The sequence below is a fragment of the Nocardiopsis ganjiahuensis DSM 45031 genome, assembly GCF_000341085.1.
GTDB lineage: Bacteria > Actinomycetota > Actinomycetes > Streptosporangiales > Streptosporangiaceae > Nocardiopsis > Nocardiopsis ganjiahuensis.
Window position 1 is genome coordinate 404,038 of the sequence record NZ_ANBA01000011.1, and the last position, 18,218, is coordinate 422,255.

General features: G+C 69.9%; 16 protein-coding genes. 10 read left to right on the forward strand and 6 right to left on the reverse strand.

The window, feature by feature from the left end:
• The first annotated feature begins 53 nt into the window (after nt 1–53).
• On the forward strand, nt 54–1,331 hold the full coding sequence (locus tag D458_RS0116975) for an activator-dependent family glycosyltransferase (protein WP_026119393.1): 1,278 nt from the start codon (nt 54–56) through the stop codon (nt 1,329–1,331).
• A gap of 75 nt (nt 1,332–1,406) precedes the next feature.
• Here the strand turns inward: D458_RS0116975 and D458_RS0116980 are convergent, their stop codons facing one another.
• Nucleotides 1,407–2,660 carry an activator-dependent family glycosyltransferase gene (locus D458_RS0116980; RefSeq protein ID WP_017587952.1) on the reverse strand — a complete coding sequence of 418 codons (1,254 nt, stop codon included), beginning with the start codon at nt 2,658–2,660 and terminating at the stop codon, nt 1,407–1,409.
• A gap of 375 nt (nt 2,661–3,035) precedes the next feature.
• Between D458_RS0116980 and D458_RS0116985 the strand changes: the two genes are divergently transcribed.
• From D458_RS0116985 to D458_RS0116995, 3 genes are all read left to right on the forward strand, one after another.
• Entirely contained in the window at nt 3,036–4,388 is a 1,353-nt protein-coding gene (locus tag D458_RS0116985) for a nucleotide sugar dehydrogenase (protein ID WP_017587953.1), read from the forward strand.
• Between the two features lie 5 nt (nt 4,389–4,393).
• Entirely contained in the window at nt 4,394–5,380 is a 987-nt protein-coding gene (locus D458_RS0116990) for an NAD-dependent epimerase/dehydratase family protein (protein ID WP_026119394.1), read from the forward strand.
• A 135-nt stretch (nt 5,381–5,515) separates the two neighbouring features.
• Nucleotides 5,516–6,691 (forward strand): class I SAM-dependent methyltransferase, encoded by a 1,176-nt coding sequence (locus tag D458_RS0116995; RefSeq protein WP_017587955.1) that lies wholly within the window; start codon nt 5,516–5,518, stop codon nt 6,689–6,691.
• Here D458_RS0116995 and D458_RS0117000 read toward each other — a convergent pair.
• Nucleotides 6,664–7,968, reverse strand: a complete 1,305-nt coding sequence (locus D458_RS0117000) for an activator-dependent family glycosyltransferase (RefSeq protein WP_040702488.1) — start codon at nt 7,966–7,968, stop codon at nt 6,664–6,666. The genes D458_RS0116995 and D458_RS0117000 overlap by 28 nt on opposite strands.
• 557 nt (nt 7,969–8,525) lie before the next feature.
• On the opposite strand from D458_RS0117000, the gene D458_RS33635 reads away from it, so the two are divergent.
• From D458_RS33635 to D458_RS0117020, 4 genes are all read left to right on the forward strand, one after another.
• The gene (locus D458_RS33635; protein ID WP_239647975.1) at nt 8,526–9,104 is read left to right on the forward strand and encodes an LmbU family transcriptional regulator; all 579 of its coding nucleotides are present in this window, start codon (nt 8,526–8,528) and stop codon (nt 9,102–9,104) included.
• Nucleotides 9,105–9,346: 242 nt separating this feature from the next.
• Nucleotides 9,347–10,459 carry a DegT/DnrJ/EryC1/StrS family aminotransferase gene (locus D458_RS0117010; RefSeq protein WP_017587958.1) on the forward strand — a complete coding sequence of 371 codons (1,113 nt, stop codon included), beginning with the start codon at nt 9,347–9,349 and terminating at the stop codon, nt 10,457–10,459.
• Nucleotides 10,456–11,835, forward strand: a complete 1,380-nt coding sequence (locus tag D458_RS0117015; protein ID WP_017587959.1) for an NDP-hexose 2,3-dehydratase family protein — start codon at nt 10,456–10,458, stop codon at nt 11,833–11,835. The genes D458_RS0117010 and D458_RS0117015 overlap by 4 nt, the downstream gene beginning before the upstream one ends.
• Before the next feature lie 45 nt (nt 11,836–11,880).
• Nucleotides 11,881–13,170, forward strand: a complete 1,290-nt coding sequence (locus D458_RS0117020; RefSeq protein WP_017587960.1) for an activator-dependent family glycosyltransferase — start codon at nt 11,881–11,883, stop codon at nt 13,168–13,170.
• A 40-nt stretch (nt 13,171–13,210) separates the two neighbouring features.
• Here the strand turns inward: D458_RS0117020 and D458_RS0117025 are convergent, their stop codons facing one another.
• Both D458_RS0117025 and D458_RS0117030 read right to left on the reverse strand, forming a co-directional pair.
• Complete coding sequence (locus D458_RS0117025) at nt 13,211–13,495, reverse strand: hypothetical protein (protein WP_017587961.1); 285 nt, start codon at nt 13,493–13,495, stop codon at nt 13,211–13,213.
• 43 nt (nt 13,496–13,538) lie between these two features.
• On the reverse strand, nt 13,539–14,081 hold the full coding sequence (locus D458_RS0117030) for a GNAT family N-acetyltransferase (protein ID WP_017587962.1): 543 nt from the start codon (nt 14,079–14,081) through the stop codon (nt 13,539–13,541).
• Nucleotides 14,082–14,440: 359 nt separating this feature from the next.
• Here D458_RS0117030 and D458_RS33640 point away from each other — a divergent pair, with 359 nt between their 5' ends.
• A complete protein-coding gene (locus D458_RS33640; RefSeq protein WP_017587963.1) occupies nt 14,441–15,265 on the forward strand; it encodes an SAM-dependent methyltransferase in 825 nt (274 codons plus the stop codon).
• A 401-nt stretch (nt 15,266–15,666) separates the two neighbouring features.
• A complete protein-coding gene (locus tag D458_RS36095) occupies nt 15,667–15,771 on the forward strand; it encodes a SapB/AmfS family lantipeptide (protein WP_152521151.1) in 105 nt (34 codons plus the stop codon).
• Between the two features lie 105 nt (nt 15,772–15,876).
• On the opposite strand, the gene D458_RS0117045 is transcribed toward D458_RS36095, so the two are convergent.
• Nucleotides 15,877–17,028, reverse strand: coding sequence for an ABC transporter permease (locus D458_RS0117045; protein WP_026119397.1), 1,152 nt, complete (start codon nt 17,026–17,028; stop codon nt 15,877–15,879).
• Entirely contained in the window at nt 17,025–18,218 is a 1,194-nt protein-coding gene (locus tag D458_RS0117050; RefSeq protein ID WP_017587966.1) for an ABC transporter permease, read from the reverse strand. The genes D458_RS0117045 and D458_RS0117050 overlap by 4 nt, the downstream gene beginning before the upstream one ends.

Consider the following 18,218-nt stretch of genomic DNA (forward strand, 5'->3'; position numbering starts at 1 on the left):
GGCACCGTATCCCGGTGACCGGGAACCGGACCTATCCCTTGGGGGAGGAAACCTTGCGCGTCGTACTCGCCTCGTACACGGAGAAGACCCATTTCATCGGCATGGTGGCCCTGGCGTGGGCGCTGCGCGCGGCCGGGCACGAGGTCCGCGTCGCCACCCAGCCCGCGCTCTCGGGGTTCGCCTCCGAAGCGGGCCTGGCCTCGGTTCCGGTGGGCCGCGACCACCGGCTCCGCAGCGGTTTCGATCTGGTGGCCGGCTGGGGCGAGGGTGACGCCCGGGGATTCTTCGACGTGGGCGACTCCTGGCCCGGGGCCCTGCCGTGGGACGAGCTGCGCTGGGGGATGCGCGACACGACGGCGTGGTGGTGGAAGCCCGTCAACGAACCGATGCTGGAGGACCTGGTGTCCTTCTGCCGCTCGTGGCGACCCGACCTGGTGATCTGGGAGTCGACCACCTTCTCCGCGGCGATCGCGGCCGAGGCCTGCGGCGCCGCGCACGCGCGGTTCCTGTGGAGCCTGGACCTGTTCGCGGCCATGCGCGAGCAGTACCTCCAACGCGCGGCCGAGCGCCCCGAGGCCACCCCCGACGACCCCATGCGCGCCTGGCTGGAGGACCGGGCCGCACGCCACGGGGTCGAGTTCTCCGAGACCCTGATCCGCGGCCAGTTCACCCTGGACTACCTCCCGGCCTCGCTCGGCGTCCCCGCCGAGACCGGGACCCCGAGACTCCCCCTGCGGTACGTGCCCTACAACGGGCGCGCCGTCATCCCCGACTGGCTGCGCACCCCGCCCGAACGCCCCCGTATCGGGGTCAGTGTGGGGACCAGCACCACCGACTGGTTCGGTGGGCACACCTACTCCCTGACCGACCTGCTCAAGGGCCTGTCCGAGCTGGACGTGGAGGTGGTCGCCACGCTGCCCGACGAGGAGGCGGCGCGGATCCGCGGCCTTGCCGACAACGTCCGGCTGGTGGGCTACGCACCGCTGGACATCCTGGCTCCCACCTGCGAACTCATGGTGACCCACGTCGGCCCCGGGACTCTCAGCTCCGGCCTGGTCCACGGAGTTCCCCAGCTGCTCGCCCCGGGGCCCCGGCTGGACGCGCCCCTCCTGGCCCGCCGGGTGGAGGAGGCCGGGGCCGGTCTGGTGGTGACGCCGGAGGAGGCGTGCGGGGAGCGCTTCCGGGAGACGGCCCGCCGGATCCTGGCGGACGGCGGTTTCACTGAAGCTGCGGGCCGCCTGCGCGCGGAGATGGCCGCCATGCCGTCCCCGGCGAGCGTCGTGGCCGCACTGCCCGGCCTCCTCGAACAGGGGTTCTCCCGAACGGCGTGAGACGCCTGTTCTGACGGGGGCGGGTGGTCCCGCTGGCGGGACAGCACGCGGCTGTGGCCTGTGTTTCTGGTGGGGTCAGCGGCGGGCGAGTGCGGTGAGTGTGTCGGCCAGCTGTGCGGGTGTGGGCAGGTCCGCGATCTCGCGGCCGAGTCCGCGTGCCGCGTGTGCGGGTCCGGGCTCGTTGACCAGGGTGCGGACGGCGGCGCCGACCGTGTCGGGGTCCACCTGCTCCGGGGGCAGGACGGTGCCCGCCCCCTGCGCCTCCACCAGCCCCGACAGCAGAACGGTGTCGAACATCCGCGCGTGCGGGACCAGGAGCTGGGGCACCCCGTGGGCAAGGCCGGTGAGCACGGTCCCGGGGCCGCCGTGGGTGACCATGGCGTCGCAGGTGGGGGCGAGGGCGTGCAGGGGCACGTAGTCGACCAGGCGGACGTTGCCGGGAACGGTGCCGAGCTTGGCCTGCTCGTGCGCGGGCAGCGTCGCGACCACCTCCACGTCCAGCTCGGACAGGCCGCCGAGGACCTCGTCCAGGGAGATCTCGTGCCCCCCGTACCAGTCCGTGGTGCTGGTGCCCAGACTCAGCCCGACGCGGGGGCGCTGCGGCGGGGTGCGCAGCCAGTCGGGGACGACGGCGCGCCCGTTGTAGGGCACGTACCTCATGGGGAGGTAGTCCACACCGGGGGGTGAGGGAACGCGCAGGCAGGCGGGCACCTGTTCGATGGTGGCCTGGCCCTGGACGAGGGTCTCGGAGAACTCGACCCCGTGGCGGGCGGCCCTGCCGGCCAGCCAATCGGCCAGGGGGTCCTCACGGTCGCTCTCGGGCTGCTCCGCCCACCGCCGGAGGAAACGCCACCGGGTCCGCGCGAAGACGTCCGCACCCCACAGGTACCGCACGTGGGCGGCCCCGCAGGCCTGGGCGGCGACGGGCGCGGCGTAGGTGGAGGGTTCCCAGACGACCAGGTCGGGGCGCCAGGACCGGCCCAGGGCGACCAGGTCGTCGAACATCGGGTCGTTCACCATCCGCCACCACCACGGCACCGTGAGGCGGTAGCCCCCCAGCAGGTACTCCCAGGTCAGAACCTCCTCACGGTCCTCCGCCATGTCGAACTCGTCGTCACCGCCCATCGCGTGGTAGCGCCGCATCACCCTGCGCAGGGCGTGGTCCCTGCCGACCGGGGCGAAGGGCAGCCCCGCGTCGGCGACGACCCCTCCCAGGGCGGGCTGACTGGCCACCAGAACCTCGTGCCCGGCCGCGCGCAGCGCCCACGCCACCGGCACCAGACCCAGGAAGTGGGTCCGCTCCGCCTGCGTCGCGATCAACACCCGCACGACCGCCGCCTCCGTCCCCGTGTCTTCGACCGACCGGACGCGGCCGGGTCTGGCGCCGTCCGGTGAACACGACCGCCGAGATGATACAAGCGGCGGCCATTACTTCCCAGAGCGGGTTTTTCGCGCCGCTGAAATGCTCCGCTCGCGGAGGCGGCCTGCGTCGTTGGTGAGTAGGGTGTCCGTCCAGTCCCCGCCCGGTGAGGCTTTACCTGGTGTCGCCCCGTCCCCCGTTGCTGTAGGAAGTGGTTTCGGAGGGGCCGGGGAGAAGTCGGTCAGCCGAACGGGCAGATGCCCGGCTCGATGAATGAGCCTTTCCTGCCAGAATTCCCCGGGCTTTTCCCAGCAACGCCGGGTGGCGAGTCGAATGGAGCTCATATGCGTTTCCTGTTGGACCGGGAGGAGATCACCGTCTCGGTCGTCGGCCTGGGATACGTGGGGTCGTGCGTCGCCGCCAGCCTGGCGGGCGACGGCGTGGACGTGGTCGGCGTCGACGTGAACACCCGCCTGGTCGAGGAAATCCGGGCGGGTCGCTGCCACCTCAGGGAGCCGGGGCTCCCCGAGGCCCTGGCCCGGGCGCACGGCGCGGGCCGCCTGCGCGTGACGACCGACTTCGCCGCGATCTCCGACACCGACGTGGTCGTCGTCGCGGTCGGCACCCCGATCGGGGAGGACGGGGTCCTGGCCGAGTCCCAGGTCCGGAGCGCGGCCGCCGAGATCGGCCGCTGTCTGCGCCCCGGTCAGCTGGTCATCTTCAAGAGCACGGTCCCACCCGGCACGACGCGCGACCTGGTCGTACCGCTCCTGGAGGGCGGGGGACTGGTGTGCGGCCGGGACTTCGGAGTGGCGTACTGCCCCGAACGGCTGTCGCAGGGCAGCGCCCTGGCGGAGATCCGGGAGCTTCCCGTGGTCGTCGGCGGCTGGGACGCGCACAGCGGCGCCGCGGCGGAGAGGTTCTGGCGGTCCCGGCTACGGGTGCGGACCGTCGCCTGCTCCTCCATCGAGGCCGCGGAGACGGTCAAGCTCCTCAACAACTGGTGGATCGACCACAACATCGCCCTGGCCAACGAGCTCGCCCGGTACTGCTCGTCGATCGGCGTGGACGCCATGGAGGTCATCGCGGCGACCAACCGGGTGCCGAAGGGCGGCGGGAGCATCAACGTGCTGTCCCCGGGGGTCGGGGTCGGCGGCTCCTGCCTGACGAAGGACCCGTGGATGCTCTGGCGTTCGGCGCGGGACAGGGGCGTGCACCTGAACACGGTCGTCGCGGCCCGGGAGGCCAACGACGCCATGCCCGCCTATGTCGCCGGGCTGATCGCCGACGGGGTCGGTGAACTGGGGACCCCGGTGCAGCGCGCCCGGGTGGCCGTCCTGGGGCTGTCCTTCAAGAACAACACGGGGGACCTGCGGTCGACACCGACCCTGCCGGTGGTGGCGGCCCTGCGCGACGCCGGGGCGGACGTGGCGGTGTACGACCCCCTGGTGCCCCCGGAGGAGATCTCCGGGACCTTCGGCCTGGATCCGTCCCCCACCGCGGAGAAGGCGGTGGCCGGGGCCGACTGCCTCGCCGTCCTGGCGTGGCACGACGAGTTCGCCGACCTGGACCTGGCCGCGCTGCGCACCCTCACGGCACCGGACTGCCTGTTCCTGGACGGCCGGGCCCATTTCGACAGTCAGACCGTCGAGTCCCTGACGGGGCTCGGGTTCACCTACCGAGGGATCGGACGATAGACGTCATGGCACGTGTCGTAGTTACCGGAGGCAACGGCTTCATCGGGAGCCATCTCGTGGACCGCCTCCTGCGCAGGGGCGACGAGGTCGTCGTCTTCGACTCCCAGGAGCCGCACCCGCAGATCGCCTCCTCCTGGGAGGGCGTCGAGGAGGTCCGGGGCAGCGTCTGCTCCCCCGACCAGCTGGCCGCGGCCATTCGGCCGGGGGTGGACGTGGTCTACCACCTGGCCGCGGTCGTGGGGGTGGACCGCTACCTGGCGTCGCCCCTGGACGTCATCGACGTGAACTTCACCGGGACGCGCAACGTCCTCGACCTGGCGGAACGAACCGGCGCCAAAGTGGTCCTGGCCAGCACCAGCGAGCTGTTCGGCAAGAACCCGGCCGTCCCGTGGAAAGAGGACGCCGACCGCATCCTGGGCACGACCGAGGCGGACCGCTGGAGCTACTCCTCCAGCAAGGCGCTGGCGGAGCACCTGACGTTCGGCTACATGCGCCAGCGCGGCCTCAACGCCTCCATCATCCGCTACTTCAACGTCTACGGGCCGCGCCAGCGCGTGTCCTTCCTGGTCAGCCGGAGCGTGGTACGTGCTCTGCGGGGCGAGGCACCCGTCGTCTACGACCAGGGAAGGCAGACCCGGTGCTTCACCTACATCGACGACGCCATCGACGCGACGATCGAGGTCGGCACGCGCTCCGAGGCCGACGGTGAGTGCTTCAACGTCGGGAGTTCGGACGAGGTCGCCATCCGGGACGTCGTCGACCTGATCGTGGAGCTCGTGGGCGGCGGGGTCGGGTCCACGTCGATCGACACCCAGGACGAGTTCGGCGCCTCCTACCAGGACCTCGACCGACGGGTTCCGGACACCGGGAAGGTCTTCGCCCAGCTCGGGTGGAAGAGCAGCACCTCCCTGCGCGAAGGGCTCGAACGGACCATCAGGTGGGCGCGCGAGAACCCCTGGTGGCTCGAACAGCCGGAGCCGAACGCCGGATGAGGCGGCCACCGGCGGTTCCACCCGCCCTCCCCGGGCCGCCGACCCGGCGGCCCGTCCCCCGACATCGACATCCAGGAGTTTGGGTTGGTCCCCACCGCGACGTGCCGTGTCTGTGCAGGAACGGTCACCGAGTTCATGGACTTCGGACGCCAACCGCTGTCCGACGCCTTCCGAGACCCCGCCGACACGAGTGAGGAGTTCTTCTACCGGCTCGCGGTCGGCGCCTGCGCGGACTGCGAGATGGTGCAGATGATGGAGGAGGTACCCCGGGAACGCATGTTCCACGAGGGCTACCCGTACTACTCCTCCGGATCCAGCGTCATGCGCGACCACTTCCGGTCGACGGCGCAGAAGCTGCTGGCCGAGCACGCGGCCGGGGACGACCCCTTCGTCGTCGAACTCGGGTGCAACGACGGCGTCATGCTGGAGACCGTGGCCCGCGCCGGCGTGCGCCACCTCGGAATGGAGCCCTCCACGGGCGTCTCCGAGGTCGCCAGGGACAAGGGCGTGCGTGTGCGCAACGCGTTCTTCGAGAAGGCGACGGCACTGCGCATCCGGGAGGAGGACGGCCCCGCGGACGTCGTGTACGCGGCCAACACCTTCTGCCACATCCCCTACGTCGACTCCGTACTGGAGGGGATCACGGCTCTGCTGGCGCCCGGCGGGGTGTTCGTCTTCGAGGACCCCTACTTCGGCGACGTCTCCGAGAAGGCGTCCTTCGACCAGTTCTACGACGAGCACTTCTTCCTGTTCACCGCCACCTCGGTACGGAACATGGCCCGGCGGTTCGGCCTGGAGCTCGTCGACGTCGAGCGGCTGCCCACCCACGGGGGCGAGCTCCGCTACACCCTGGCCAGGGAGGGCAGTCGTACGCCCGCCCCGGCGGTGGGGGCCCTGCTGGCGGAGGAGGACAAGCGCGCACTGACCTCACCGGAGGTGCTGTCGTCCTTCACCCGGCGGGTCGGGGAGAACCGCGAGCGGTTGGTGGAGGAGCTGCGGTCCCTCCGCGACCAGGGCAGGCGCGTCGTGGGCTACGGAGCCACGGCCAAGAGCGCTACCGTGCTCAACTTCTGCGGGATCGGCCCCGACCTCCTCGAGTTCATCTGCGACACCACCCCGGCCAAGCAGGGGCGCCTCACGCCGGGCTCCCACGTGATGGTGCGCGACCACGGGGCGTTCACCGACTCCTACCCCGACTACGCGCTCCTCCTGGCCTGGAACCACGCCGAGGAGATCATGGCCAAGGAGACGGGTTTCCGGGACGCCGGGGGGCGCTGGCTCCGCTACGTGCCGGACGTCAGGACGACCTGAGGCCCGGCGTCCGCGCCCTCACCCGCGCACGCGGCCAACCGTCCGGCCACGTCGGCGGGTGAGGGCATGGCGGCGATCTCCTCGCGCAGGCGCCGGGCCGACTCCGCGTAGCGGCCCTCCTCCAGGAGCAGGGCCGTACCCGCTCTGACGTCCTCCGGCACGGGCCCGGCGGGGTCCACGGCCACGCCGGCCCCCTGGGCGGCGAGGAGCGAGGCCACCAGGGGCTCGTCGTACATGTGGTGGGCAACGGTCACCTGCGGCACCCCGTACACGAGCCCGGACATGACGGTTCCCGAGCCGCCGTGGGTGATCATGGCGTCGCAGGTGGGTGCGAGGGCGTGCAGGGGCACGTAGTCGACCAGGCGGACGTTGCCCGGGACGGTGCCCAGCTTGGCCTGCTCGTGTACGGGCAGTGTGGCGACCACTTCCACGTCCAGGTCGGACAGCCCTTCCAGGAGGGCCGTGACGTCGACGGTGTAGCCGCCCAGCCTCTGGGTGGCCGTGGTGCCCAGGCTCAGTGCGACGCGGGGGCGTTCGGGCGGGGTGCGCAGCCAGTCGGGGACGACGGCACGTCCGTTGTAGGGCACGTACCGCAGGGGGAGTCTCGGGGTCCCGGTCTCGGCGGGGACGCCGAGCGAGGCCGGGAGATGGTCCAGGGTGAACTGGCCGCGGATCAGGGTCTCGGAGAACTCGACCCCGTGGCGGGCGGCCCGGTCCTCCAGCCAGGCGCGCATGGGGTCGTCGGGGGTGGCCTCGGGGCGCTCGGCCGCACGCTGGAGGTACTGCTCGCGCATGGCCGCGAACAGGTCCAGGCTCCACAGGAACCGCGCGTGCGCGGCACCGCAGGCCTCGGCCGCGATCGCCGCGGAGAACGTGATGGGCTCCCAGATCACCAGGTCGGGTCGCCACGAGCGGCAGAAGGACACCAGGTCCTCCAGCATCGGATCACTGACGACCTTCCACCACAGAGGGATCAGGACGTCACGGTATCCGGAGCCCAGTACCTCGAGGGAAGGCCGCTCCGGCTCGGTCACGCGCATCATGTCGAAGTCGGGCCGGGTGTCCTCCGCCATACGCCGGACCCATGCGATGACCTGAGGAAGCAAATGGTCGGAACCGACGCTCACGAATGGCAGCCCGGTGGCCGCGACGGTGGGGGCGAGTTCGGGTTGGCTGGCGACGCAGACCTCGTGCCCGGCCGCGCGCAGCGCCCAAGCGAGTGGGGTCATGCCGATGAAGTGAGTTTTTTCTGAGAATGTTGCGAATACGATACGCATCGGTAATCCTCGGTCCTCTCTCCGTTTGTTCAGATGTGGTGGGCAAAAATTCTGGGCCGGGGTTCCTATTGGAACGCTACTTCCCTATTAGGACGCCGCCGGAGCCATGACCACCATGGACCCGGCTCAGCGCCGACTTCCATGTTTCGGGCTTTCTGCGGCCAACACACACGGTCGGGCTCGATACAGGCCCTTCTACCTGCGGATTCTCATCGACACACCACTCTGACCTGCGCTTACACGCTGGCGTGAATATGGCGTCACCTAAAGTTAGTAAAAGGCGGAGGGTTGTCTGACGGGGAGTGTCTCTCCTAGGATGACACCCGCACTGGCCGCCTGTTATCCGGATATACGACCAGTCGGCTTCATTGCCTTCCCCGGATGTTGGTTGGAGCTTTAACTGGTTTTTCCTAGCGCTGTTTTCACCCAGTGGCCAAAACTCAACAAGTCTCCTGTTCTTGGAGTTCATATGAGGAGATTGGATGTCGCCAGGAAAGGGTTCGGGCAGTAGGTCTACGATGAAGGCAGGATCTCTGGACACTTCGGAAAATCAACCCGTGGGGAAGAATTTCAGCCGGAAGGCGCCTGCGGGGAGGGCCACACGGAGGGTCAGCCTCGATCTACCGGACGGCATGGCGATAGGCGACTGGGAGTCCTGGGGGCATCACATCTTCGTCATCTCGGACGCGTCGGGATGGTGGCTCGGTGACTGGCTCATCTATGGACAGAAGAACTACCCCCAGCGGTACAAGTACGCTATCGAGCGAACATCGCTGGACTACCAGACGCTCCGCAATTACGCCTGGGTCGCGAGGAAGTTCATCGCCGGCCGCCGTCGGGAGAACCTGAGCTTCCAACACCACGCCGAGGTGTGCGGGCTCCCCGAGAACGAGCAGGAGTACTGGCTGGCACAGGCCGAGTCCGGACGCTGGTCCAGGAACGAACTGCGGCGGCGCATCAAGCTCCACAACCGTTCCGAGAGCGCCCTCCAGGAAACCGCGTACGTCCAGGTGGCCATCGATATCGAACGCAAGAAGAAGTGGCAGGCGGCAGCGGAGAACTCGGGCATGAGCCTGCTCGAATGGGCCTCCTCGACGCTGGACGTGGCCGCCAAGAAGACGATCGAAGTAGGTTGACCAGGGTTCCGCAACCCTTTCACTTCTGCGGTAAGCATTCATCCCTCCCCCACAGGGGGATGTCCTGATCCCTCCCCCACAGAGGGATCGTCCGGTCCCTTCCCCACAAAGGGACCCCGGTGGCTGTCCTCCCAGGTCTTCTCCCGAGAACCCGGACAGCCGCCACGGTTGAGCCTTTCCTGTTCATGAGCCCTGCCCCCCGCACCTTTCACCGACGCGGGCCTTGGAAAACGGAGGATCGTATGACGACGCATGTCTGGGGATACCTGGAGGAGTACGAGAAGGAGCGGGAGGACATCCTCGACGCCGTCGACACCGTGTTCCGGTCCGGCAACCTGATCTGGGGTCCCTCCCTCGTCGCCTTCGAGGAGGAGTTCGCCGGCTACCACGGGGTGTCCCACTGCGCCGGTGTCGACAACGGCACCAACGCCATCGTCCTCGGGCTGCGCGCCCTCGGCGTCGGCGAGGGCGACGAGGTCATCACCGTGTCGAACACCGCGGCTCCGACCGTCCTGGCGATCACCCTGGCCGGCGCCACGCCCGTCTTCGTGGACATCGACCCGCAGACCTACCTGATGCGCGTCGACCAGGTCGCCGACGCGATCACCGAGCGCACTCGCTGCATCGTGCCGGTCCACCTCTACGGCCAGTGCGTGGACATGGACCCGCTCAAGGAGATCGCCGCCGAGCACGGCCTGTTCGTCCTGGAGGACTGCGCCCAGGCGCACGGTGCCACGCAGCACGGGCGCGTGGCCGGATCGATGGGCCACGCGGCGGCCTTCTCCTTCTACCCCACGAAGATCCTCGGGGCCTACGGCCACGCGGGCGCCACGATCACCTCCGACGCCGGCGTCGACGCCGAGCTCAAGCGGCTCCGGTACTACGGCATGGACCGCGAGCGGTACTACGTCGTCACCCCCAACGGCCAGAACAGCCGGCTCGACGAGGTGCACGCGGAGATCCTGCGCCGCAAGCTCGGCCGCCTGGACGAGTACATCGCGGACCGCCGCCGGGTCGCCCGGGTCTACGACGAGGCGCTCGCCGACACGGACCTGGTCCTGCCCGCGACCGCGCCCGGAAACGAGCACGCCTACTACCTCTACGTGGTCCGCCACCCCGAACGGGACCGGATCATCGAGGCGATGAAGGCCCACGACATCACCCTCAACGTCAGCTACCCCTGGCCTGTGCACACGATGTCCGGCTTCTCCCACCTGGGGTACGAGCCCGGCAGCCTGCCGGTGACCGAGGAACTGGCCCACGAGATCTTCTCGCTGCCGATGTACCCGTCCCTTCCCCCCAAGGAGCAGGAACGGATCATCGAGGCCCTGACCGCCACCCTGTCCACCCTGTGAACAGCACCGCGAACGGAGCCCGGTTCACGCTTCCCGCACGGGACCGGGAGCGTCCGCTGGTCTCGGACAGCGACCTGGACCGGTGGTGGGAGAGCAGGCCCCGCGAGGAGCTGCTCTCCGTCCGTCCCGTGGGCTTCGGGGAGACGAGCCAGTGGCGCTTCTCCGAGGAGACCGGGGACCTCGCGCACCAGAGCGGCGGCTTCTTCACGGTCAGGGGGCTGAGAGTCACCTCCGGCGACCGGACCGTCTACCAGCCGGTCATCGACCAGCCGGAGATCGGCATCCTCGGCATCCTCGTGAAGAGGTTCGACGGGGTGCCCCACTTCCTGATGCAGGCCAAGTTCGAGCCGGGGAACGTCAACCTCCGCCAGATCTCGCCGACGGTCCAGGCCACGCGCAGCAACTACACGGGGGTGCACGGCGGTCGCGCCACCCCCTACGTCGAGTACTTCCGCGCACGGCGCCGCGGCCGGGTCCTGGTGGACGTCCTCCAGTCGGAGCAGGGGGAGTGGTTCTGGCGCAAGCGCAACCGGAACATCGTCGTGGAAGTGGACGAGGACGTCCCCGAGCACGAGGACTACCGGTGGTTCACGCTCCGGCAGATCCAGGCCATGCTGCGCAAGGACAACCTCGTCAACATGGACGCTCGGACGGTGCTGTCCTGCCTGGCCGTGGACCGCGCCGCCGGGGACGCGGCGGAGGAGGACCCCTTCTCCCGGGCGCTGGCACGCTCCTACGGCGGGGAGTCGCTGCACCCCCTGACCGAGGTCGTCAGCTGGTTCACCGAGGCCAAGGCGGTCGCCGACCGGAGTTCAGTGCTCCTACCGCTCTCCGAGGCGAAGGGGTGGCACAGGACCGGCACGGAGATCGCCGCCGGGGAGGACGCGGGCTTCCGCATCCTCATGGTCTCGGTGGAGGCGCGTATCCGCGAGGTCGGCTCCTGGGTGCAGCCCCTCCTCGCGCCCAGCCGCCCGGGGTTCGCGGCCTTCCTGGTCCGCGAGATCGGAGGCGTGCTCCACGTCCTCGTCCGGACGAGGGCCGAACCCGGGACCCGCGACCTGGTGGAGATCGCTCCGACGGTGCAGTACTCGGCCTCGGCACGCGGGCTCGGCCTGGAGGACCCCTTCGCCGACGCGGTGGCCGCACCGCCCGGGCACCGCCTGCGCTACGACGCCCTGCTCTCGGAGGAGGGAGGGCGTTTCCACCACGCGCAGACCCGGTACCGGATCGTCGAGGCGGACCCGACGACGTCCCCGGAGGTCCCGCCGGACTTCCTCTGGGTCACCGTCGCCCAGCTCATGGACCTGGTCCGGCACAGCCTCTACCTCAACATCGAGGCCCGGACCCTGCTCCTCTGCCTGCACACCCTGCGGTGACCCGGGGCCTCCCCCGTCCCGCCCGTCCATGAAGGAGACCGCGCCGTGCGCGTCCTCGTCGCCAGCCAGGCGGAGAAAACCCACGTGTTGGGCATGGTCCCGCTGGCCTGGGCTCTGAGGGCGGCCGGGCACGAGGTCAGGGTGGCCAGCCAGCCCTCGCTGGCCCCCACCATCACCCGCGCCGGCCTGCCCGCCGTCGCGGTGGGACGGGACCACCTCTTCAACCAGATGCTGAGCACCTCGAAGAGCACCGGCTTCGCCGAGACCGAGGGCTTCGACATGACGCGCAGCGATCCGGAGGCCCTGGGTTGGGACTACCTGTTGGAGGGGTACCGCGAGTTCGTCCGGTTCTGGTGGAACCCCGTCAACGCCTCCATGGCCGACGACCTGACCGACTTCTGCCGGTGGTGGCGGCCGGACCTGGTGCTGTGGGAGCCGACGACCTTCTGTGCTCCCGTGGCGGCGCGCGCCTCGGGGGCGGCCCACGCGCGGGTCCTGTGGGGGATGGACGTGTTCGCGCGGGTGCGCCGCCGCTTCCTGGAGCGCAGGGCCGAGAACCCCGGGGAGCGGCGGGAGGACCCGCTCGCCGAGTGGATGGAGCGGCTCGCCCGGCGGGCGGGGACCGACTTCGCCGAGGAACTGGTCTCCGGTCAGGCGACCCTGGACCCCTACCCCGAGGGGGTGCGCCTGCCTCCTGAAGAGGGGGTCGGGCACATCCCCGTCCGGTACGTGCCCTACAACGGGACCGCCGTCGTACCCGACTGGCTCCGCGCTCCCGCCGAGCGCGGGCGCGTGTGCCTGACCCTGGGTTCGGCGGCGCCCGAGAGGTTCGACGACCGCCGGAGGCTTCCCCTCCCGGAACTGCTGGAGTCGGTCGCCGCGCTGGACGCCGAGGTCGTCGCCACGCTGTCCCCCGGCCAGAGGGACGGGCTCGGAACGCTGCCCCCCAACGTGCGGGTGGTCGAGTACGTCCCCCTGCACGCGCTCCTCCCGCACTGTTCCGCGGTCGTCCACCACGGAGGGGCCGGCACGTTCTGCACCGCCGTGTTCCACGGTGTGCCGCAGCTCGTCCTGCCCGGGTTCTCGATGGCGCAGTACCTGTTCGACGAGTCCCTGCTCGCGGAGCGGGTCACGGAGACCGGCGCGGGCCTGACGCTGGCGGGAGACCGGATGACCGCAGGGGAGATCGCCCGCCGGACCGGCCGCCTGCTCGACGAGCCCGGGTTCGCCGAGGGTGCGCGCCGGGTGCGCGACCGGGCACGGGCGATGACGAGTCCGGCCGGGCTCGTCCCCGTGCTCGAACAGCTGGTGGAGGAGGTGCGGGGAGCACCGTGACCCGCACCTCCAGGGGTGCCCCGTCCGGCCACGCGGCCGGTCACGCCTTCTCGGTGGCTCCCCGCTGCTCCAGGATGTTGTTGGCGATGAACTCGGTCAGCTCCTCGAAGCTCTCCCCGGAGAACTCCGCCATGTCCTCCAGGAGGGACACGTTGTAGACGTCCTCCAGCGCCAGGAGCAGCTGGACGATCGAGAACGAGTCCAGGTCGCTCATCGCCTGCGGCTCGGGGAGGTCGAGCTGGGGTTCGTTCGACGTGAACATCAGGACGGTTGCTGCCTGCGTCCTGATCTGGGTCAGGATCTCACTCCGGTCTGTCGCGGCCATGGTCGCCGCACCTCTTCTCTCGAGTTCAAGTGGGGTGGGAAGGTCAGGCGTCCTTCGGCTTCATGGAGAGCCGTCGGACGAACTTGGCGCCGAAACGCTCCCAACGGTCGCGCTGGATCACGAAATGCGACGCGTCCTCCAGGCCGGGAGGGCGTGCCACGTCGGACGCCGGGGGCTTCTCCTCGGTCACCATGGTCGGGTTGTTGCGCAGGCCCTCGGCCCGTGCGCCGACCGACCAGAAGCGCACCTCGTCCACGGGCCACGCCTTGAACGCGCGGTCCACGGTGAGCACGGTGGTCTCCAGGGCCAGACCGGCCGGGTTGGCCTTCTCGTCCACGATCACGTCGACCTGGATACGCCGCCGCTCCTCGTCCAGGCGGGAGAGGGAGCAGAACCCCAGGACGCGCCCGGTGGCGGGGGAGACGGCGAAGAACTGCTCCGCGGCGTCCGCGGGGTCGCCGGGCAGGGGATGGACCAGGTCGCTCAGACCGGGGAACTCCCCGACGCCCTTCTCGGCCAGGACGCGGACGACGCCGTCGGGGCCGAGGCTCTCGGTCTGGTCGAGCCTGACCCTGCGTGTTTCCATGAGGACTTCTGACACGATTTCCTACCTCGAATCCTTGTCGGTCCGCGGCCGTGCCGTTCCGGGCGTGTGCCGACGGCTGAATCCGCGGATACGGGTGGTGAATACGCGCGGGAAGGGGAACGGCGCTCACCCGTCCCGCCGGCGGGACAGCCGAGAACGGGTCCGTGCAGCCTATTCGCCTGTTCTTCCACGGTTTCATCACCGATCGGCGCCTTCTCGGCTTTCCCGGTAGTTTGCCCAGTTCATGGGTGTGTGATGGGGTTCGGGGACCCATAGTCGTAGAGCGCGGGAACCGTGGGCAGGAAACGCGCGGACCTCGTCGGAAACGACGCCGAGGAACCTCCTGGAGGGAGACCGACATGTCGATCTACCGCACCATCGACAACGAGACGGTCTGGAACCTGCTCGACGCCGAGCACCCCGTGATCGACCCGCTGGCGCCGGAGTCCGTCGATCGCCTCCTGGGCCAGGTCGCCCTGCCCCCCGGTGCGCGGGTGATCGACATCGGTTGCGGGCTCGGGGCCCTGCTGCTGCGCGCCCTCGAACTGCACCCCGGCACCACCGGTGTGGGCGTGGACATCTCGGCCGCGCACGTCGAGAAGGCCGGGGAACAGGCCCGGAAGCGGGGCCTGGCGGACCGGCTGGACACCCACGTGGCCGACGCCAACACCTTCGACACCGGAGGGGAGACCTACGACCTGGTGATGTGCATGGGTCTGTCCGCCGCGCTGGGAGGCCTGCGCGCCACCCTCGACCACCTGCGTCCCCTGGTGGCGCCCGGCGGACACCTGCTGCTGGGAGAGGCCTTCTGGACGCGGCCCCCGAGCCCGGGAGCGCTCGCCGCCCTGGACATCGACTCCGACACGCACAGCGACCTCGACGGACTCTTCGACGCCGTCATCGACGGCGGGTGGGCGCCGGTGTACGCCTACGAGAGCACGCGGCGGGAGTGGGACGACTTCGGCTGGGCCTGCGTCCGTGCGCTCGCGGACTGGGGGATGTCGGAGAACGACCCGGCGACCAGGGCCGGCGTCCTGCGTTTCATGGCCGACTACCGGGACAGCTGGCTCCAGGGCTACCGCGACTCGATGGGGTTCGCCTCCGTCCTGCTGAGGCCCGTGCCCGCACCGCTGGCCGCCCACACCGCCCGCCGCCGCGGTTTCGTCCCCTGGGCCGCGGACTGAACCCGCCGGGCACCGGTCCGACCGGCCCGTTCCCCGGGGAGGCCCGCCCTTCGCCCGCCACTCGAATAGCAGCGCGGTCGCGGATGGAATAACCTACGTTTCCGTCCGTGATGAGCTTATTTCTAAAAGTGATGGGAATGACCGCGTGCGGCGTTCTCGAACTGCGGGAACTCGGGGTCGGGACCGCCGTTCATGACGGAGTTCTCCTCCGCAGCTCCACCGAGCTCAACGGCTGTCGATGAACTTTCGGGATTCTCCGGCGGCGGCTTTCACGGCTCGCTTTTCAAACGTGCTGTTATCGTTGCCCCGCCCCGGCATGAATGCCGGGGCGGGTCGCGGTCCGGCCAGGGGAATCCCCTGCGTTTCCGCCCGCGATGATCTTCTCTCGAAAGGTGATGAGAATGACTGTCAACGATGTTCTCGATCTGCAGTCCCTGGAGGACGGCCACCGTGCCGACGAGGGCGAGTTCCTCAACAGCGGTGCCAGCCTCGTCAGCTGCAGCTGACGCCGCTTCCGAGCGGCGGTGACGAACCGGTACCCGTGATCGGCGCACCGCCCGTGTAGATCAGGGTTGCCGTGGCCCCCGGCCACGGCAACCCGCCCCTCGGGCCTATCCGGTGACGGCGGAGCGGAACCGCCACACACCGAGCCCCATGAGGGCGACGGCGAACCCCAGGAGCACCACCAGGTTCGTCGCCACGTCGCCCACCGACCCCTGGTCCCGCACCAGGGTGCTGAAGGCGTCGTACCCCCAGGCGTGCGGGGTCGCGTACGCGAGCTCGGCCATGGTGCCCTCGAAGGACTCCAACGGGACCATGGTGCCCCCGAGCGCACCCGCGCCCAGGCTGATGCCCACGGCCGCCGCCAGGGCCCCGCCCTCGGTCCTCGCCAGGCTTCCGAGCAGCAGTGCGGCACCGGCGCTGACCATGCAGAACACGGTCGTCACCAGGGTGGTGGCGAGCGGGTCCCCCCAGTCGACGCCGAACAGCAGGGCCGACCCGACCAGGATGAGCAGGGCCTGGACGAGGGCGATCAGGAACCGGCCCAAGGCCTCCCCGAAGACGATGGCCCCCGCGGACGTGGGAGTCGCGTACATGCGCCGCAGGACACCCGAGCGGCGGCTCTGGACGATCCCGAGGCACGTCGTGAGCGCCGTGATGAAGGTGTAGAGGAGCAGCAGAGGAGGAGCCGCCAGGCTGTGGGAGGAGATCCCCTCCGGGAAGGCGGACTCGCCGGTGGTGACGGAATCCACCCGGACCCCGGCCACCTCGGTCTCCTCAGCCCTCTCCAGGCGTTCGCCGAAGTCCTCGTCGCGGACGGTGCCCGTGACCTGGGCGGTACTCAGCAGGGACGACTCCTGCGCCACCACCGACCGCACCCAGATCCCCATGTCGACGGCGGAGGCGTCCCCGCTCCGGGTGACGAACTCCAGCTCCACCCGGCCGCCCTCACTCACCCGGGCGTCGTAGTCGTCGGGGACGACGAGTCCGGCGTGGGCGTCCCCGCTCTCGACGAGATCGCGCATCCGGTCGTCCTCCACACGCAGGACGTCGATGCGTTCCTCCTCTTCCAGGGCCTCGACCAGCCGGTCGCCGAACTCACTCCCCTGCGGGGCGACGAGTCCCAGCACGGGCCTGCTCTCCCCGTACATCAGCCCCATCATGAAGACCATCAGGAAGGGCAGCAGGATGACGAAGAAGATGTTCGTCCTGTCTCGGAAGACCCGGCGCACGTGCAGTGCGCTGATGACCACCGGCCTCATGACTTCACCATCCGTCCCATGCGGAGCAGCGCGACGGCGGTTCCCACCAGTCCCAGACCGAGGAGGACCGCGCACGGCACCAGGACCGCGGAGAGCCCTCCCGCCGAGAGGTCGGTCAGGCCCTCCAGGAACCACCGGTGCGGGGTCAGGTAGCTGACCACCGCGAGTTCGTTGAGTTGCGAGATCGGGAAGAGCGCGCCGCCGAAGGCGCCGAGCAGCATCGCCAGGACCGAGAGCCAGTTGGCGGCCTGCTCCGATCCGCTCGCGAAGCCGGCCACGGCGGCGGTGAGACCGACGATGGCGAGCACGCCCGTGAGGACGAGGGCCGCCACACCCAGCGGGTGGCCCCACTCGGCTCCGAAGAGCAGGGTCGTGGCCAGGGCCAGGACCGCCATGTTCACCAGGCCGATGAGCAGCCCGCTGGAGAGTTTGGCGGTCAGGATCGTCCACCGGGGGATGGGGCTGGCCAGCATTCGGGCCAGGGTTCCGTTGGCGCGCTCCTCGAAGATGCTGGTCACGTTGAACATCGCCGCGAACAGGACGAAGAAGTAGGCCATCGACGCCGAGTAGTAGGTGGCGGTGTCCAGCTGCCGTGTGTCCAGCCCGTCGTTCTCGGCCACGGTGAGCGGGGCCCGTGCGGACTCGGCCTCTTCGAGCAGGAGCGCCGCCGCCTCCGGGTCGGGCTCGGTGTCGAAGGCGCTGGCGACGGTGAGGGTGATGCGGTGGTGCTCCGTGGCGTAGGCGCGGCCGATCTCCTGGGCGATGTAGGCCGCGACGGGCGACTCGGCGTCGCCGACGACGGTGAGCACCGCTTCCTCGCCCGAGTCCAGGGACCGCGAGAAGTCCTCGGGGATGAGGAAGGCGGCGTCGGCGTCCCCGTCCTCGACGGCCTCGCGGGCCCCGTCCTCGGAGTCCACGACGACCAGGTCCAGCACACCGTCCTCGTCGAGGGGGCGCAGCATCCCGTCGACGAGGTTCTCGCCGAGCGTGCCGTCGTCGCCGTTGACGACCGCGTAGGTCGATCCGGTCCGCTGCTGTGCGTCTCCGCCGAGCAGCATGTTGAAGAAGAAGGCCACGCCGAGCGGGAGCAGGAGCCCGAAGACGAGGAAGCTGCCGTCGCGCAGCCGCTGGCGTACGTCCTTGGCGACGATCGCCGTGACCACTGCCGCGGGGTTGGGTCCGTTCGCCAT

Coding starts and splice junctions, on each gene's coding strand:
- D458_RS0117030 (WP_017587962.1), bottom strand. CDS start 14,081: ATGGAAACACGCAGGGTCAGGCTCGACCAGACCGAGAGCCTCGGCCCC.
- D458_RS0117050 (WP_017587966.1), bottom strand. CDS start 18,218: ATGGCGAACGGACCCAACCCCGCGGCAGTGGTCACGGCGATCGTCGCC.
- D458_RS0116985 (WP_017587953.1), top strand. CDS start 3,036: ATGCGTTTCCTGTTGGACCGGGAGGAGATCACCGTCTCGGTCGTCGGC.
- D458_RS0116995 (WP_017587955.1), top strand. CDS start 5,516: ATGGACTTCGGACGCCAACCGCTGTCCGACGCCTTCCGAGACCCCGCC.
- D458_RS0117045 (WP_026119397.1), bottom strand. CDS start 17,028: ATGAGGCCGGTGGTCATCAGCGCACTGCACGTGCGCCGGGTCTTCCGA.
- D458_RS33640 (WP_017587963.1), top strand. CDS start 14,441: ATGTCGATCTACCGCACCATCGACAACGAGACGGTCTGGAACCTGCTC.
- D458_RS0117000 (WP_040702488.1), bottom strand. CDS start 7,968: ATGCGTATCGTATTCGCAACATTCTCAGAAAAAACTCACTTCATCGGC.
- D458_RS0116990 (WP_026119394.1), top strand. CDS start 4,394: ATGGCACGTGTCGTAGTTACCGGAGGCAACGGCTTCATCGGGAGCCAT.
- D458_RS0117025 (WP_017587961.1), bottom strand. CDS start 13,495: ATGGCCGCGACAGACCGGAGTGAGATCCTGACCCAGATCAGGACGCAG.
- D458_RS0117010 (WP_017587958.1), top strand. CDS start 9,347: ATGACGACGCATGTCTGGGGATACCTGGAGGAGTACGAGAAGGAGCGG.
- D458_RS36095 (WP_152521151.1), top strand. CDS start 15,667: ATGACTGTCAACGATGTTCTCGATCTGCAGTCCCTGGAGGACGGCCAC.